This is a genomic window from Devosia oryziradicis, assembly GCF_016698645.1.
Classification (GTDB): domain Bacteria; phylum Pseudomonadota; class Alphaproteobacteria; order Rhizobiales; family Devosiaceae; genus Devosia; species Devosia oryziradicis.
Map to the genome: position 1 here is coordinate 2,869,069 of NZ_CP068047.1, position 15,268 is coordinate 2,884,336.

Sequence of the window (15,268 nt, forward strand, 5' to 3'; positions counted from 1 at the left end):
CTTAGGTCCATGACTGGATGGTGGCAAGAGCGTCACCGATATGCCGCCTTAGGATTCGCAGTCGGTGATCATTTCCGGCTAAGAAACGACTGCTGCTCAATGGATTGACGACAGGGTGAACGGTGGAAAAGCGCGCGACGATGGTGGACGTGGCCGAACTGGCCGGCGTGTCGCAGGCGACCGTTTCGCTGGTGCTCAACGGCGTCCCTAACGCCCGAGTGTCCAAGGCTACGCGCCGCCGCGTGATCGAAGCCGCGGAATCGCTGTCCTATCGCCGAGGCAAGGCGCATCCGGTTCCCGAAGGCCGCAAGCGCGTCATCGGCCTGATGCTGGATGAAGTTTCAACCACCCCGTTTGCCGCGCAGTTTATCGAGGGCGCCCGCGACGAGGCGGCGCTGCAGGAGGTCACCGTGGCCATGTTCTGCACGCGCTCAGAGCCCGCCCTGGAGCAGGCGGCGATTGACCTGCTGGTGTCGCAAAAGGCCATCGGGGTCATCTATGCGTCGCTCATGACGCGGCAGGTCTCAGTTCCGGACGCCTTTTCCGAGCTGCCGCTGGTGCTGCTCAATTGCTACGAGCGCAAGCTGCGCTACCCCTCGGTCGTGCCTGGCGACATTGTCGGGGGCTATACGGCCACCCAGGCCCTGCTACGCGCCGGCCATCGCCGCATCGCCCATATGGCCGGGGAGCGGTTCGTCGAGGCCGCCGTCGACCGCGAAAAGGGCTTCCGCCAGGCCATGTCCGAGTGGAACGTGCCGGTCGATGACGACCTCGTAGTACAGGCCGGCTGGACCATCCGGGCCGGTCGCGAGTCAGCGCTCAAGCTGATGTCGCACCCCCATCCGCCAACCGCCATCTTCTGCTTCAACGACCGCATGGCCATGGGCTGCTATGAGGCGGCACAGCGGCTTGGCCTGGCGGTGCCGGGCGATATTTCGATCGTCGGTTTCGACAATGAAGACCTGGCAGCCAACATGGATCCGCCGCTATCGACCATGGTGCTGCCGCACGATGAAATGGCCCGCTGGGCCGTTGCCGAATTGCTCGACGGCTATAACGGCGCCGACCAGGACGAGCGGCAGCAAAAGGTCAAGATCGAATGCGAATTCCTCGAGCGCAGCTCGATAGGCCAGGTAAAAGCGGCTGACTAAGCCTTTGGCTTAGCCACGGAATCTCGCTCAACCAGCGGACATTCCAGTTTGACCAGGGGGTAACGCCCCTGCCCTGGCACGAACTCGTTCAGTTGCTCGACGATCCACTGCCCCATGGCACGATGCGGCAGGATCGAGGTGGTGAGGCGGGGATGCAGGTGGCGGGAAATTTCCTCGTCGTCATAGCCCACCACCGACATGTCGGTCGGAATATCCAGGCCTGCTTCCTTGAGCGCCTCATAGCAACCGATGGCTGTGCGATCGTTCTGGCAGAAAATGGCCGTGGGCGGCTGTGGCAGCGCCAGCAATTGCCGCGTAGCATCGTAGCCGGCGCTGGCCGACCAATCACCTTCCACCACAAGGGTCGGATCGAATGGGATATCCGCCGTCGCCAAAGCGCGGCGATAACCTTTGAGCCGATCCTGCGCCGCTTCCATCCAGATCTCGCCGGTAATGGTGGCGATACGCCGATGGCCATTTTCGATCAGGTGACGGGTGCTGCGCTGCCCGCCGGCAATTTCGCTTGGCACGACAGCGGGATAGGCCTGGCTTGATGTGTAGCAGTTGAGCAGGAAGACCGGCATGTCGAGGCCCATCAGCTCCCTGGGAAGGTCCACCTCCCGAGTGAAGATCGTCATGTAGACCAGTGCCGACATCCGCTGATTTGCAAAATCGCGGATCAGCTCGGCCTCCAGCTCACCGTCATTTTGCGTCTGGGAGACAAGGACGATATCGCCGCTTGCCCGCGTCGCCTGCGTCAGGCCTTCGATCGCCACCATCGCCTCGGGGCTGGTGGCCAATTGGTCTGCAATGAAGCCGATGCGCCGCCCGCGCGGGGTGGCGACCGCCATCGGCATGGCCGGCAAGGCGTAGCCCAGCCGCCGCGCGGCGTCGAACACCCGTTGCCTGGTTTCGGCCGCAAGCTTGATGCCCGGCGCGTGGTTGAGGACGAACGACACGGTCGCCTGGGAGCATCCCGCTTCCCGCGCCACATCGGTCATGGTCACGCGCCGGCCACCGCCGCGCTTCCGGCGGGTCGCCTGCGGCGCAACTGTTTCGACTGAACCGGCCATTCAAGACTCGTCGGGATTGAGTAAAACTAATGCACTTCAGCGCGCCCGATCAAGTATCGCGGTCATGCACCGACCAGCGGCCTCGGCGGTTGATTGCCCGTAAATAGCTGGTAGACATAGTAACATGTCAGCACCAATTTACCGCGATCCGATCGCCGACGGCGCAGCCGATCCTACCGTCATCCGCAAGCAGGGCACCAACGAATGGTGGATGTTCTACACCAATCGCCAGCCTGCAGCGCCGGGGCCTAAATTCACCTGGATTCACGGCTCGCCCATCGGCGTCGCCGTCAGCACGGACGATGGGGCCAGCTGGCACTATCGCGGTACCGTTGCGGGGCTGGACGATCCCAGGGATGCCGGCCAACGCAACACGCATTGGGCGCCGGAGGTCATCTGGGCCGAAGGCCAATACCATATGTGGCTCAGCTATATCCCGGGCGTGCCGGATAACTGGCCTGGCATACCGCGCACGATTACCCATTTCACCAGCCCCGACCTCGAGAACTGGACACGCGTCGGCCCCCTGACGCTCAATGGGCCGCGGGTGATCGACGCCTGCGTGCTCAAGTGCCCGGATGGGCTCTGGCGCATGTGGTACAAGGACGAGGATGCCGGATCGAGCACCTGGAGCGCCGTCAGCACCGACCTCTACACATGGAAGCAGGAAGGCCTTGTGCTGTCTGGCTCGCCCGACGCGCCGCCGCATGAAGGGCCCAACGTCTTCGTGCTCGGCGGCTGGCATTGGCTGATCGTGGACGAATGGCGCGGACAAGGCGTCTATCGCTCCCAGGACGCAGTCAATTGGGAGCGACAGGGCATTATCGGCGGGGAGCCGGGCACGGACCCGATGGACATCCGCTTCATGCGCCATGCTGACGTGGTTGTCGCTGGCGATCATGGCGCGGTCTACTATTTCACGCATCCTGAATGGGACGAGCTTAACGCGAAGGAAGGTCCGCCCGACGTCGCGGCCCGCAAGACTGCCGTGCATCATGGCCGCGTAACGGTGGTGGATGATGTGCTGGTATTCGAGCGGAATATCGCTGCTGGCATACCGCTGCTGAAGCCCTAGGAAGACAAGAGTCGCGCTACAGCGCCGAGCGGGCATGCAGGATGGTGGGATTGTCCTTGTAGGTCGTCCGGTCATACTCAACATAGCCAAGCTTGGCTGCCAGCCGGAGCGAGGGCGCATTGGCCGGGTCGATCATGCATACGGTGCGGGGCATGGTCGCATCGGCCCAATCGAGGACTGCGCTCATGGCTTCGTGGGCAAGACCTTTGCCGTGATGGCCGGGCAGCATGATCCAACCTGCTTCCGGCCTATCGCCAAGCGGCGGACTGATGTCGCGATGAAAGTCGGCCAGGCCGAATTCGCCCACCGGTAAGCCGGTCTGGCGATCGGTGGCCAGGAAGTAGCCATAGCCAATTAGCGACCACATGCCGGCGTAGCGCAGCAGGCGCTGCCACACCTCCTCGGGCGTGGAAGGACGACCACCGATGAATCTCGTCAGTTCAGGGTCGGCCCATAACGCGCAGCAGGCGGCGAAGTCATATTGCGTGTGGGCACGCAGAATTAGGCGTTGCGTGGCGAGAGTTGGCGCAGCCATTAGCTGCCGCCGGCAACCGCCGCGCGCGGCATGTCCGACAGGATTTCGGCCCGGCCATTGCGGATAATAACGATCTCCTCGAGCCGCAAGCCGAACTGGCCCTGCAGGTAAATGCCCGGCTCGATGGAGAAGCACATGCCCTCTTCGAGCACGGTGTCAGACGTCGCGGTGATGTAGGGCGTTTCGTGGACGTCGATGCCCAGGCCGTGGCCGGTGCGGTGCAGGAAATTGGGGCCGTAGCCTGATGCGGTGATGACGTCGCGGGCGGCTTTGTCAACATCGCTGGCCTTGACGCCCGGCTTGGCGGCCGCAATGGCAGCTTCGACGGCGCGATCCAGGATCGAGTGGATCTGGCCGAACCCTTCCGGTGCCGTGCCCAGGAACCCGACACGGGTCATGTCGGAGGGGTAGCCGTGGATGCGGGCGCCGGTATCGATGAGGACGGCGTCGCCTTCTCGGAGCTTGGTCTCGCCGGTGTGGTGATGCGGGAAGGCGCCGTTGGGGCCGAAGCAGACGGAACAAAACTCAGTAGTGGCGCCGTTGGCTTTGTAGAAGTCACGAATGACCGTTGCCACCTCGCGCTCGGTGATGCCGGGGCGGAGGGCGGCGAAGCCGGCCTTCATGGCAACGTCATTGAGCACGGCTGACTTCTTGAGCGCGCTATATTCGGCATCATCCTTGCGCGAGCGGAGATAGCCGACGGTGTCCTGGGTGAAACGCCTGTTCGCCTCCGGTAGTGCGTCGAGCACCAGGAGAGCAAAATCAGCGCGCATGGTCTCGTCGAGCACGACGGAGGGACTGACACGCGACACGCCGGTCGCGTCGAGCAGTTGCTGCAGCGCGGCGTGCGGGCCGTCGGCATCGGTCCAGGGGAAGAAGGGCAGATCGGTATGCTGGCGCGCGCTGTCGACATTGAGCGCGGGCATAAGGAAGCCGGCGTAAGTCGAGCTCACCATGAGCAGCACCGGGCGCTCATCGCCATGGGGCGACAGATTGGCCAGGTAAAGCATGTGGCTCGATGGGCCGATGACGACGAGATCGGTATTGGTGGCGGCCATCCGGGCGCGGAGGTTGGCCATGCGGGTGGTGAGGGTGGGGTTCATGCTGGGTGCTCAACAGGGTACGGTGCGTGTGGCTCCCCCCTCCTAGCCTCCCCCATCAAGGGGGAGGTACAGCTCCACTCCGTGGCTTGATCGTGTCCGGCCACAGAACGGCACCTCCCCCTTGATGGGGGAGGCTGGGAGGGGGTGGGGCGACAAGCGCCAGGCTTTTGGTAGGAGCCGGACCGGAGGGACTGAGCCCGGCTCCTGTGGCGGTGGCGCTTGGGCACCACCGCTGTTCGAGTGGCCTACTGCTTGGTCACGAGGCGGTAGTAGACGAAGTCCGACGTCGCGCCGTTGACATAGCCTTCGACATTGTTGGCCATGGCGATGGTCAGGGCAGCCTGGAACATGATGACGATGGGCGAGGACGCCTGGGCTTCCTTCTGGATTTCGACATACATCTCATTGCGCTTGGCCTGGTCGGGCTCGGCCAGGGCAGCCGTGACCTTGGCATTTAGCTCTTCCGGCACCGCCCAGGCGTTCCGCCAGGTGGTGGTTGCGGTGTAGTTCTCATCCGAATTGTCGGAATTGTAGGCGAAGGCCTTGGCGTTGGAATGCGGGTCCATGAAGTCCGGGCCCCAGTACAGCAGCATGGCCTGGTGGGTACGCTCGCGATACTTGGTGATGACCTGAGCGCCGGTGCCGGGCAGGATTTCGAAGTTGATGCCGGCTTCGGCAAAGGTGGCCTGCAGCGACTGCGCCATGTCGGTGAACGGGGTCGAGTTGATCACGTCCAGGGTGACATTGATCGGCGTCTTGACGCCGGCATCGGCCAGGATCTGCTTGGCCTTTTCGACGTCGAGCGTGTAGGGCGTTTCATCGTAGGAACCGGGGAAGCCCTTGGGCCAGAAGGCCTGGTGCACTTCCATCTGGCCCTTGAGGAAGGACTGGGTCATGCCGTCGTAGTCGACGAGGTAGCGGGCGGCTTCCCACACGGCCGGCGGAGTCAGCTCTTCGTCCTTCTGGTTGAAGGAGAGGAAGTGGACCGCGGCTTGCGGATAGGTCTCGACCTTGACGGTGTCGGCGGGCAGGCCGGCGATCTGGTCGGGGGTGAGGTTCTTGGCAATGTCAACGTCACCCGAGGTCAGCAGCAGTTGCTGAGTGGCGGCTTCGGCGACATGGCGGATGATGATCGATTTCATCGCCGGAGCGCCGCGGAAGTAGCTCTCGTTGGCGGTGAGGCGGACGATCTCGGCCGGGCGGTAGTCTTCCATCACGAACGGGCCGGAACCGGCCGAATGGGTATTGAGCCAGGCATTGCCCAGGTCTTCGCCTTCGGCATGTTCCATGACCAGCACTTCGTCAACGATCGAGGCCGGACGCGAGGCCAGGACGTTGAGCACGAAGGCCGAGGAGAAATCGCCCTCATACTTCACGACCACCTTGCCATCAGCAATGGTGACCATGTCGTCCATGTTCTCGGGGGTCCAGCCGAGCTGGGCGAGAATGAAAGCCGGGGTCAGGTTGAGCTTGATGACGCGGGAGAACGAGAAGACCACATCTTCCGGACGCACCGGATTGCCGGAGGCGAACTTGGCGTCGCGCAGGGTGAACGTAATGGTCTTGGCGGCGTCGTCGGCGACCCATTCGGTGGCGAGGCCCGGGGCCAGGACCGTCGTATCCTCGGCTTCGTAGCCGACCAGGCGGTCATAGACGTTGGTGTTGATCTCGCCCGAGGTAAATTCATACGCCTGGGCGGGGTCGAGCGCGACGATGTCGTCGATATTCTGCGCAATGACCAGCGCATCGGCGGGGGTAGCGGCATAGACGGCGCCGGCTGCCAGCGGCAGCGAAAGCGCAGTTGCAAGCAGAGCAGCCCTAAAGAGCTTCATCAGCGTTTCTCCTGTTTGACGATCTTCTTGTTCTTCACCGGCTTGGGGCCGGGTTTTGCTGCCGCGGCGACCTGCCGCGATGGCTTGGCCGACGAGCGGAAGAGGGTGAGCGTGCCCGTCCAGAGGAGGCGCGCCGGCTGGTCGGTATGATTGGACCAGGAATGGGGACGATTGCCGCGGAAATGCAGGCTATCGCCAGCGCTCATCACCATTTCCTCGTCGTCGAGACGCTGCGTAATGGAGCCTTCGAGCACGTAGAGGATTTCCTCGCCCTCGTGGGCCACCGTCTCGGAGCGGTAGCCGGGCGGAACCGTCATGATGAAGCTCGACAGGGTATTGCCGGGGAATTCGGTACCGAGCCGCTCATAGACGATGGACGAGCCATCGAGCGAAAAGCGGTTGCGCTCGTTGGCGCGCGTCAGGGCAGTCTGCGCCGATGGGGCGGAAACGAAGTAATCGATGCCGACGCCCAGCGCCCGGGCGATGCCCGCCAGAGTGCCGAGCGACGGCGTGGCATGGTCGCGCTCGACCTGGCTGAGATAGCCCACCGAAACTTCCGCGGCCTTGCCCAGTGCCTCGAGCGTCAGATGCTGCTGGCGCCGGCGGGCACGGATCAGCGCCCCCACCTTGGGATGCCCCTCCGTCTCAGCTCTGGTCAGCGCTACACCCGCCATCCATTCCACCAAAATTTTTTTGATATAAGCAAAGTTTTCTGTATGGTGAAAGCGAAATGTGAAGCCCCTCACAATCCGCACGAGAGTCATCTTGCGGCACTAGCGCCTTGTTTTCACGGGAGAAAATCTGCTTGAGCCTGGAGCCGCAAATGGCCCTATCACCTGCCCCCGCCGTCGTTGCCCGGCGGCGCTGGGGCCGTGGCCTGTCGGCGTTGCTGGGCTTCGTAGCGACGGTTTTCCTCACGTTTCTGGGCTTGCTCGCCATCACCTTCTTCATCGGCCGGGTGATCCCGATCGATCCGGTGCTGGCGGTGGTGGGCGACCGGGCGACCAAGGCCGTCTATGAGGCGGCGCGGGCGCAGATGGGGCTCGACCAGCCGCTCTACATGCAGTTCTTCAACTATGTTGTCGGCGTGCTGTCGGGCAATCTGGGGCAGTCGGTATCGACCGGGCGCGCGGTTGCCGAGGATATCAGCCGGTTCTTCCCGGCGACGCTGGAAATGGCAACGATCGGCATCATCATCGGCGTGGTGATCGGGGTGCCGCTCGGGGTGATTGCGGCGAGCCGGCAGGGATCGATCATCGACCAGATCATCCGCGTGGTGGGCCTTCTGGGCTATTCCATGCCGGCCTTCTGGCTCGGACTCGTCGGGCTCGCGGTGTTCTATGCGCGCTTGCGCTGGGTGGGCGGACCGGGGCGGCTCGACATTTTCTATGATGGGTTGGTGGACCCGGTGACCGGGCTGACCCTGATCGACAGCCTACTGGCGGGCGAGATCGACATTTTCTGGAATGCGATCAATCACTTGATCCTGCCGGCATCGGTGCTCGGCTTTTTCAGCCTGGCCTATATCGCGCGCATGACGCGCAGCTTCATGCTGGATCAGCTCAGCCAGGAATTCGTCACCACCGCCCGCGTCAAAGGGCTGCCCGAGCGCGTTGTGATCTGGCGGCATGCATTCAATCCCATCCGCGTCCCGCTCATCACCGTGATCGGGCTCAGCTATGCCGGGTTGCTCGAGGGTTCGGTGATGATCGAGACCGTGTTCTCGTGGCCGGGGATCGGCAACTACCTGACCACGGCCCTGCTCAATGCCGACATGAATGCCGTGCTCGGCTCGACACTGGTGATCGGAGCGGTGTTCATCTTCATCAACAAGGTGAGTGACGTACTCTACCGCGTGCTGGATCCGAGGGCTCGGTGATGGCAACGCGCGATTGGCTGCTTGACGATTCCCCCACCTCTCGCTGGCAAGCCAATGCCGGACGGGCCTATCGGGTCTTTGCATCGCTACTGCGTAACCCGCTGTCGGTGCTGGGCGGGATCATCATCCTGCTCCTGCTGCTGACGGCGATTTTTGCCCCTTGGCTGGCGCCCTACTCGGCGACCGGTCAGGACCTGGCCAACCGGTTGGCACCGCCATCGGGGACCCACTGGATGGGTACCGACGAGCTGGGCCGCGACATCTTCTCGCGGGTGATCTGGGGTTCGCAGATCACGCTGACGATCGTGTTGCTGGTGGCGCTGATTTCGGCGCCGCTGGGGCTGCTGATCGGCGCCATTTCAGGCTATTTCGGCGGATGGACCGACCGCATCCTGATGGGCGTCACCGACATATTCCTGAGCATGCCCAAGCTCATTCTGGCCCTCGCCTTCGTGGCCGCCCTCGGGCCGGGCATCAACAATGCGATCATCGCCATCGCCATCACCTCCTGGCCGGCCTATGCCCGCATCGCGCGAGCAGAGACGCTGACGATCCGCAATGCCGAGTTCATCGCCGCAGTGCGCCTGCAGGGGGCAAGCCCGGTTCGCGTCATCCTGCGACACGTCCTGCCGCTCTGCACCTCGTCCATGATTATCCGGGTCACCCTCGACATGGCCGGCGTGATCCTGACGGCAGCCGGCCTGGGCTTTATCGGGCTGGGCGCGCAGCCGCCGCTGCCGGAATGGGGTGCGATGATCTCGCGCGGTCGCACGTTCATTCTCGACCAGTGGTGGGTGGCGACGATGCCTGGCTTTGCCATCATCGTGGTATCGCTGGGATTTTGTTTCCTGGGCGATGGGTTGCGCGACGTGCTCGATCCCAAGAGCGAGGGCAAGTGATGGCGCCGCTATTGTCGGTTCAGAACCTGCGCGTTTCCTTCCCGACCCATCGCGGTCGGGTGGAGGTTGTGAAGGGAATTTCGTTCGATCTGCGCCGCGAGCGGCTTGGCATCGTCGGTGAGAGCGGGTCGGGCAAGTCGATGATGGGCCGCGCCATTCTCAAGCTTATCCGCAAGCCGGGGCTGGTCACGGCGGATCGGCTGGATTTCGATGGCGCAGACATTTTGAGCCGGTCGGAAACGCAGATGCGGGCTATCCGCGGGGCGCGCATCTCGATGGTGATGCAGGACCCGAAGTTCTCGTTGAACCCCGTCATGACAGTAGGCGAACAGATCGCCGAAGCGCTGGTGACGCACGAGAAGCTGCCGCGGCAACAGGTTGATGAGCGGATCATGAGCATGCTGGAGGCGGTGCGGATCAACGACCCCAGGCGCGTCGCCAAGCTGTACCCGCATGAAGTATCGGGGGGCATGGGGCAGCGCATCATGATCGCCATGATGCTGATCCCCGAGCCCGAGTTGCTGATCGCCGACGAGCCGACCTCGGCGCTGGACGTGAGCGTGCAGGCGCAGGTGCTCGACATCATCGACGACCTGGTCAGAACGAAGGGGATGGGGCTGATCCTCATCAGCCACGATCTCAACCTCGTCAGCCGCTATTGCGACCGTATCCTGGTCATGAATGCAGGGACGGTGGTGGAGGAATGCGCGGCGGGAGAGCTGGAGCGCGCGTCCCACCCCTACACGCGAGGGCTGCTGGCGGCGATGCCTGTTATCGACGAGGTGAGGGTTGAACTGCCTGTGCTGGATCGTAGCCAATGGGCCGGCACATGAGCGCCATTCGCCTCAACAATCTCGACATTGCCTATGGCGACACCAAGGTCGTGCATGGGGTGAACCTCGACATAGCCGAAGGCGAGAGCTTTGCGCTGGTCGGCGAGAGCGGCTCGGGCAAGTCGACTATTCTGCGTGCCATTGCAGGGCTCGCGCCGGATTGGACAGGCGAGATTGCCGTGCTGGCCCGTCCGCGCAGCCATGCCATCGAACGCGCCGTAGCCCGACAGGTGCAAATGGTGTTTCAGGACCCCTATGGCTCACTGCATCCGCGCAAGACCATTGATGCCGTGCTGAGTGAGCCGCTCGAAATCAACAGCATCGGCAATCGCGGGGATCGGGTCGAGGCGATGCTGCAGGCGGTTGGGCTGGATCGCCGTTTCCGCTTCCGCTTTCCGCACCAGCTTTCGGGAGGGCAAAGGCAGCGCGTGGCGATTGCGCGGGCGCTGATGCTGGAACCCAAGGTGCTGCTGCTGGATGAGCCGACCTCGGCCCTCGACGTTTCGGTGCAGGCGGAGATCCTCAACCTGCTCAAGCGGCTGAGGCGGGAACAGGGGCTGACCTACCTGCTGGTGACGCACAATCTGCCGGTGGTGAGCTTCCTCTGCGACCGGCTGGCGGTGATGCGGCATGGGCGAATTGTCGAAGTCGCCGACGTCGCGTTGCTCAAACGCGGAGACCTCGCCGAACCCTATTCAAGGGAATTGCTGGCAGCCACCCAGGGCCGGGCCAGCCTGACTGTCTAAGGACCAAACCATGACTGACTATTCCAAAGCCGTCGCTCAGTTCGACGCCGCTATTGCCAATGCCAAGGACGCCGACGCGGCGTTCGGCGCCTTGCAGGCGCTGGTGCAGGCGACTGTCGGCGCGAAGCTCTTCACCTTCATGACAGTGGACATGGAGGCAGAGGTGGCGCGGCGTGCTTACACAAGCGACCCGTCCAACTACCCAACATCAGGCACCAAACCGATCCGCTATGACAGTTGGTTCGACATCGTGCACAAGGAGCGGCAGTATTTCGTGGCGAACACCATTGCCGATATCGCCAAGGTGTTCCCCGACTATGGGCTGATCAATTCGCTCGGCTGCCAGAGCGTGGTGAACATGCCGGTGGTGATCGGCGGGGAGCTGGTGGGCACGGTGAACATGCTCGACGTGGACGGCTATTACACGCCGGAACGGGTGCAGGCGATCCGCGACGTGATTGCGGTGCCCGCGAAGCTGGCGGCTGTGCTGGCGCGGGGGTAGCTCACGCCCACTGAGCGTCACCCTCGGGCATGACCTGAAGGGGCTGTACTTCGCGACGGGCCCTAAAGTGAAGAGCCCTCGGGTCAAGCCCGAGGGTGACGGCTGGTGGGTGGGCTATAATGCGCCTAACCTTCCTGCCCTACCCCGTTCCTGCCCTACCCCGCCTGCGCCATGAGCGTGGCGTTGCCGCCTGCGGCCGTAGTGTCGATACAAACGTGGCGTTCGACGAGTAGGCGCGCACCCTCTTCCTCTTTAGTCAGCAGCGGGATGATTGCGCCGTGTCGGCCGCTGAGGGCGCGGCGGATGGCGCGGAGGTTGGCGTCGTCGGCAAAATAGGCCACGGCGTCGAAGGTTTTGGCGTGGGCCAAGGTGTCGAGATCGAGCTCGGCCAGGATCGCGGTGTTGCCCAGCATGGCGGCCATGGCGGCCTGGACCTGCTGATCGGCAGTCGTTGGGCCAAGACACAGCAGGGTGCCACGCGGTGCCGTGTGCATGACGTTGCTTTCCCCGGTAGGCCCGGGGAGCGATAAGGGGGCGGTCTCGGCATGGCCCAGACCCAACGTGAACCGGGGTAGGTAATGCGGACCGCCGGCCTTCGGACCGGTGCCCGAGAGGCCTCCGCCACCGAAGGGTTGCGAGCCGACCACCGCGCCGATCTGGTTGCGATTGACGTAGATATTGCCGGCACGCACCGTGTTCGACAGCTGGCGAACACGCGAGGAAATGCGCGTATGAAGGCCGAAGGTGAGGCCGTAGCCGGAGGCATTGATAGCGGCAACCACCGCACCCAGCTCATCGGCCTTGAAGGTGGCGATGTGGAGGACCGGGCCGAAGATTTCCTCGGCGAGGTCGGCGATGCCGCCTATGCGCAGGACTGCCGGGGCAACGAAAGTGCCGCGCCCCGGCGTCTTCAAGCGATGAATCAGATTCCCGTTCTTCTCGTAAGTATCGATATGTGCTTGGATTTTTGCGCGGGCCGCTTCGTCGATTACCGGGCCGATGTCGGTGCTCAGATCCCAGGGATTGCCCAGGGAGAGCTCGTCCATGGCGCCCTTGAGCATCTCGATGGTGCGTTCGGCAGCGTCCTCCTGGACGTAGAGCACTCGCAGCGCGGAGCACCGCTGGCCGGCCGATTGAAAGGCTGAGGCGAGGATGTCGCGGACTGCCTGTTCGGGAAGCGCGGTGGAATCTACCACCATGGCGTTGAGGCCGCCGGTCTCGGCGATGAGCGGGACGGTTGGCGCGAGGTGTTCGGCCATGACGCAGTCGATTTTGCGGGCAGTCGGCAGCGAGCCGGTGAAGACGACACCGGAAATTGCTGCGTTACTCGTCAGGGCTGTGCCGACTTCGCCGGCTCCAGGCAGCAACTGGACGGCGTCGGTGGGGATTCCCGCCTGATGCATCAGTTGGACGGCGCGGAAGGCGATGAGCGGGGTCTGTGGGGCTGGCTTGGCGAGGACCGGATTGCCGGCGACGAGGGCGGCGGCAATCTGGCCGGTAAAGATGGCGAGCGGGAAGTTCCAGGGCGAGATGGCGGCGATGGGGCCACGCGCTGCGCCGAGCGTTTGGCGCTCCGCCTCGGCGGCGTAGTAGCGCAGGAAGTCGACCGCTTCGCGAACCTCGGCGACGGCATCCGCCCAGGTCTTGCCCGCCTCGCGGGCGAGGAGCGCGAAGAGTTCGGGGCGGTTGGCTTCGTAAAGATCGGCGGTCGCCCGGAGGAGTTCGGCGCGGGTGTTGACGGGGGTTTGCAGCCACGTGGAGTTGGTGGCGGCTGATATGGCGGAGGCGACGTCGTCGGGCGTGGCGTTGGTGACGGTGCCGAGGCGGTCGCTGGGGTCGGCTGGGTTGCTCAGATTAACGGAAGGCCCCCTCACCCGACCCTTCGGGTCGACCTCTCCCCCAGAGGGAGAGGTGAAGAGCGGTTCGGCGTGCCACTGCGTGGTTTGGAAGGCGGCGCGGGATTTGGACATGGCCGGGAACGCAACCGGGTCAGTGAGGTCGAGCCCGGCGGAGTTCAGGCGCGGGGCGAAGATGGCTGCGGGGGATGGAATGGCGGGGTTGGGGATGCTGTCCAGCGCCGCGGCCTTGGCGATCGGGTCTTCGGCCACGGTTGACGCCGGGATGTCTTCGTCTGCGATCTGGTAGACGAATGAGCCATTGGCTCCATTTTCGAGCAGACGACGGACGAGGTAGGCCAGCAGGTCCTTATGGGCCCCGACCGGGGCATAGATACGCGTACGGGTGCCGGCGGTGGTCCGCAGGACTTCGTGCAGACGCTCGCCCATGCCGTGGAGACGTTGGAACTCGTAGGTGTCGGGGGTCCTTCCCGCTTCGGCGGCCATATGGAGGACGGCACTGGCGGTATGCGCGTTGTGGGTGGCGAATTGGGGGTAGATGCTCGCTTTGGCGAAGAGCCGTTTGGCAGCCGCGATATAGCTAATATCGGTGGCGGCCTTGCGGGTGAAGACCGGATAGCCGTCGAGGCCCATGACCTGCGCGCGCTTGATTTCGGCATCCCAATAGGCGCCCTTGACCAGCCGGACCATGATGCGGCGATCAAGCGACCTGGCAGTGGCATCGAGCCAGTCGATCAGCGGCAGTACGCGCTTGCCATAGGCCTGGACGACCACGCCGAAGCCGTCCCAGCCCGCAAGGTCCGGCGTTGCGAGCACGTCGGCGATGATGTCGAGCGAAAGGTCGAGGCGGTCGGCCTCCTCGGCGTCGATGTTGAAACCCATATTGGCAGCCTTGGCCGCAAGGGCCAGTTTGCGCGTCGCCGGAACGAGTTCCGACATGACGCGGTGGCGCTGCGCGAATTCGTAGCGGGGATGGAGCGCCGAAAGTTTCACCGAGATACCCGGATTGTCCCGCACGGAGGCCGCGGTGCAGTGTGGGGCCAGGGTCGCGATGGCGCGCGCGTAGGCGTCGAAGTAGCGGGCAGCATCCGCGCCGGTGCGGGCGGCTTCGCCGAGCATGTCGTAAGAATAGCGGTAGCCCTGCGCTTCGGGCTTTCTGGCGTTCTGGATAGCCTCGTCGATGGTGCGGCCGAACACGAATTGGCTGCCCAGCAGCCGCATCGCCTGGGCGACCGCCGTGCGGATAACCGGCTCGCCCAGGCGAGCGACCGCGCGATGCAGTGCGTTACGCAGACCGACTTCGGGATCGCCGAGAACGTCGGCGGTAAGGCTCAGCGCCCAGGAGGAGAAGTTGACCAGGGCATTGGGCGAGCCGCCGAAATGGGCGGGCCAATCGGCACCGCCGACCTTGTCATGGATGAGGGCATCGACGGTCTCCGCGTCAGGGACGCGCAGCAGAGCTTCGGCAAGGGACATCAGCGCCACGCCTTCGTCGGTCGCGAGGCCATATTCGGCGAGGAAGCTTTCCATCAAGCCCAGGCGGTTACCCTTGCGCACCGTGGTGACCAGGGTTTCGGCGTGGGAGGAGATGGCCTTGCGCGCGGTGTCGTCGAGACCGGTGGCGGCAATGAGATCACGGACGAGCGTGGTTTCGTCCGCGAGGGTGTGGGCGCGGAGGGCCTGGCGGGCGGCGGTGATGCCGGTCTGATTCATTATGGCTCCGTATCTTGCAATCACGATCATGATAATACCGTGACCTCAGCAGGCGTTTCGCCTGATATGGT

At 63.9% G+C, this 15,268-nt stretch carries 13 protein-coding genes; 7 read left to right on the plus strand and 6 right to left on the minus strand.

The window, feature by feature from the left end:
* Nucleotides 1-122 precede the first annotated feature (122 nt).
* Nucleotides 123-1,151 carry a LacI family DNA-binding transcriptional regulator gene (locus JI749_RS14345; RefSeq protein ID WP_201655273.1) on the plus strand — a complete coding sequence of 343 codons (1,029 nt, stop codon included), beginning with the start codon at nucleotides 123-125 and terminating at the stop codon, nucleotides 1,149-1,151.
* Here JI749_RS14345 and JI749_RS14350 read toward each other — a convergent pair.
* On the minus strand, nucleotides 1,148-2,224 hold the full coding sequence (locus JI749_RS14350; protein ID WP_233280775.1) for a LacI family DNA-binding transcriptional regulator: 1,077 nt from the start codon (nucleotides 2,222-2,224) through the stop codon (nucleotides 1,148-1,150). The genes JI749_RS14345 and JI749_RS14350 overlap by 4 nt on opposite strands.
* Nucleotides 2,225-2,348: 124 nt before the next feature.
* Between JI749_RS14350 and JI749_RS14355 the strand changes: the two genes are divergently transcribed.
* The gene (locus JI749_RS14355; protein ID WP_201655277.1) at nucleotides 2,349-3,299 is read left to right on the plus strand and encodes a glycoside hydrolase family protein; all 951 of its coding nucleotides are present in this window, start codon (nucleotides 2,349-2,351) and stop codon (nucleotides 3,297-3,299) included.
* 16 nt (nucleotides 3,300-3,315) lie between these two features.
* Here the strand turns inward: JI749_RS14355 and JI749_RS14360 are convergent, their stop codons facing one another.
* The 4 genes from JI749_RS14360 to JI749_RS14375 all read right to left on the minus strand — a co-directional run bounded on the left by JI749_RS14360 (nucleotide 3,316) and on the right by JI749_RS14375 (nucleotide 7,443).
* Nucleotides 3,316-3,834 (minus strand): GNAT family N-acetyltransferase, encoded by a 519-nt coding sequence (locus tag JI749_RS14360; RefSeq protein ID WP_201655280.1) that lies wholly within the window; start codon nucleotides 3,832-3,834, stop codon nucleotides 3,316-3,318.
* Complete coding sequence (locus JI749_RS14365) at nucleotides 3,834-4,937, minus strand: M24 family metallopeptidase (protein WP_201655283.1); 1,104 nt, start codon at nucleotides 4,935-4,937, stop codon at nucleotides 3,834-3,836. The genes JI749_RS14360 and JI749_RS14365 overlap by 1 nt, the downstream gene beginning before the upstream one ends.
* Before the next feature lie 245 nt (nucleotides 4,938-5,182).
* Nucleotides 5,183-6,769: an ABC transporter substrate-binding protein gene (locus JI749_RS14370; protein WP_201655286.1), complete on the minus strand. Its 1,587-nt coding sequence runs from the start codon at nucleotides 6,767-6,769 to the stop codon at nucleotides 5,183-5,185.
* A complete protein-coding gene (locus JI749_RS14375) occupies nucleotides 6,769-7,443 on the minus strand; it encodes a helix-turn-helix domain-containing protein (protein ID WP_201655289.1) in 675 nt (224 codons plus the stop codon). The genes JI749_RS14370 and JI749_RS14375 overlap by 1 nt, the downstream gene beginning before the upstream one ends.
* 149 nt (nucleotides 7,444-7,592) lie before the next feature.
* Between JI749_RS14375 and JI749_RS14380 the strand changes: the two genes are divergently transcribed.
* From JI749_RS14380 to JI749_RS14400, 5 genes are read left to right on the plus strand one after another with little or no spacing between them, the layout of a single operon-like run.
* Entirely contained in the window at nucleotides 7,593-8,648 is a 1,056-nt protein-coding gene (locus tag JI749_RS14380) for an ABC transporter permease (RefSeq protein ID WP_201655292.1), read from the plus strand.
* Entirely contained in the window at nucleotides 8,648-9,547 is a 900-nt protein-coding gene (locus JI749_RS14385) for an ABC transporter permease (RefSeq protein WP_201655295.1), read from the plus strand. Before JI749_RS14380 ends, JI749_RS14385 begins: the two co-directional genes overlap by 1 nt.
* Nucleotides 9,547-10,380, plus strand: coding sequence for an ABC transporter ATP-binding protein (locus JI749_RS14390; RefSeq protein WP_201655298.1), 834 nt, complete (start codon nucleotides 9,547-9,549; stop codon nucleotides 10,378-10,380). Before JI749_RS14385 ends, JI749_RS14390 begins: the two co-directional genes overlap by 1 nt.
* Nucleotides 10,377-11,126: an ABC transporter ATP-binding protein gene (locus JI749_RS14395; protein WP_201655302.1), complete on the plus strand. Its 750-nt coding sequence runs from the start codon at nucleotides 10,377-10,379 to the stop codon at nucleotides 11,124-11,126. The genes JI749_RS14390 and JI749_RS14395 overlap by 4 nt, the downstream gene beginning before the upstream one ends.
* A 10-nt stretch (nucleotides 11,127-11,136) precedes the next feature.
* Entirely contained in the window at nucleotides 11,137-11,628 is a 492-nt protein-coding gene (locus JI749_RS14400; RefSeq protein WP_201655305.1) for a GAF domain-containing protein, read from the plus strand.
* A 155-nt stretch (nucleotides 11,629-11,783) separates the two neighbouring features.
* Here JI749_RS14400 and putA read toward each other — a convergent pair whose 3' ends face one another.
* The gene (gene putA / locus JI749_RS14405) at nucleotides 11,784-15,197 is read right to left on the minus strand and encodes a bifunctional proline dehydrogenase/L-glutamate gamma-semialdehyde dehydrogenase PutA (RefSeq protein WP_201655309.1); all 3,414 of its coding nucleotides are present in this window, start codon (nucleotides 15,195-15,197) and stop codon (nucleotides 11,784-11,786) included.
* Nucleotides 15,198-15,268 lie beyond the last annotated feature (71 nt).

Excerpts from the sequence above, each read along its gene's own strand:
- putA (WP_201655309.1), bottom strand. The coding sequence starts at position 15,197 with ATGAATCAGACCGGCATCACCGCCGCCCGCCAGGCCCTCCGCGCCCAC.
- JI749_RS14365 (WP_201655283.1), bottom strand. The coding sequence starts at position 4,937 with ATGAACCCCACCCTCACCACCCGCATGGCCAACCTCCGCGCCCGGATG.
- JI749_RS14375 (WP_201655289.1), bottom strand. The coding sequence starts at position 7,443 with ATGGCGGGTGTAGCGCTGACCAGAGCTGAGACGGAGGGGCATCCCAAG.
- JI749_RS14395 (WP_201655302.1), top strand. The coding sequence starts at position 10,377 with ATGAGCGCCATTCGCCTCAACAATCTCGACATTGCCTATGGCGACACC.
- JI749_RS14390 (WP_201655298.1), top strand. The coding sequence starts at position 9,547 with ATGGCGCCGCTATTGTCGGTTCAGAACCTGCGCGTTTCCTTCCCGACC.
- JI749_RS14370 (WP_201655286.1), bottom strand. The coding sequence starts at position 6,769 with ATGAAGCTCTTTAGGGCTGCTCTGCTTGCAACTGCGCTTTCGCTGCCG.
- JI749_RS14400 (WP_201655305.1), top strand. The coding sequence starts at position 11,137 with ATGACTGACTATTCCAAAGCCGTCGCTCAGTTCGACGCCGCTATTGCC.
- JI749_RS14380 (WP_201655292.1), top strand. The coding sequence starts at position 7,593 with ATGGCCCTATCACCTGCCCCCGCCGTCGTTGCCCGGCGGCGCTGGGGC.
- JI749_RS14355 (WP_201655277.1), top strand. The coding sequence starts at position 2,349 with ATGTCAGCACCAATTTACCGCGATCCGATCGCCGACGGCGCAGCCGAT.
- JI749_RS14350 (WP_233280775.1), bottom strand. The coding sequence starts at position 2,224 with ATGGCCGGTTCAGTCGAAACAGTTGCGCCGCAGGCGACCCGCCGGAAG.
- JI749_RS14360 (WP_201655280.1), bottom strand. The coding sequence starts at position 3,834 with ATGGCTGCGCCAACTCTCGCCACGCAACGCCTAATTCTGCGTGCCCAC.
- JI749_RS14385 (WP_201655295.1), top strand. The coding sequence starts at position 8,648 with ATGGCAACGCGCGATTGGCTGCTTGACGATTCCCCCACCTCTCGCTGG.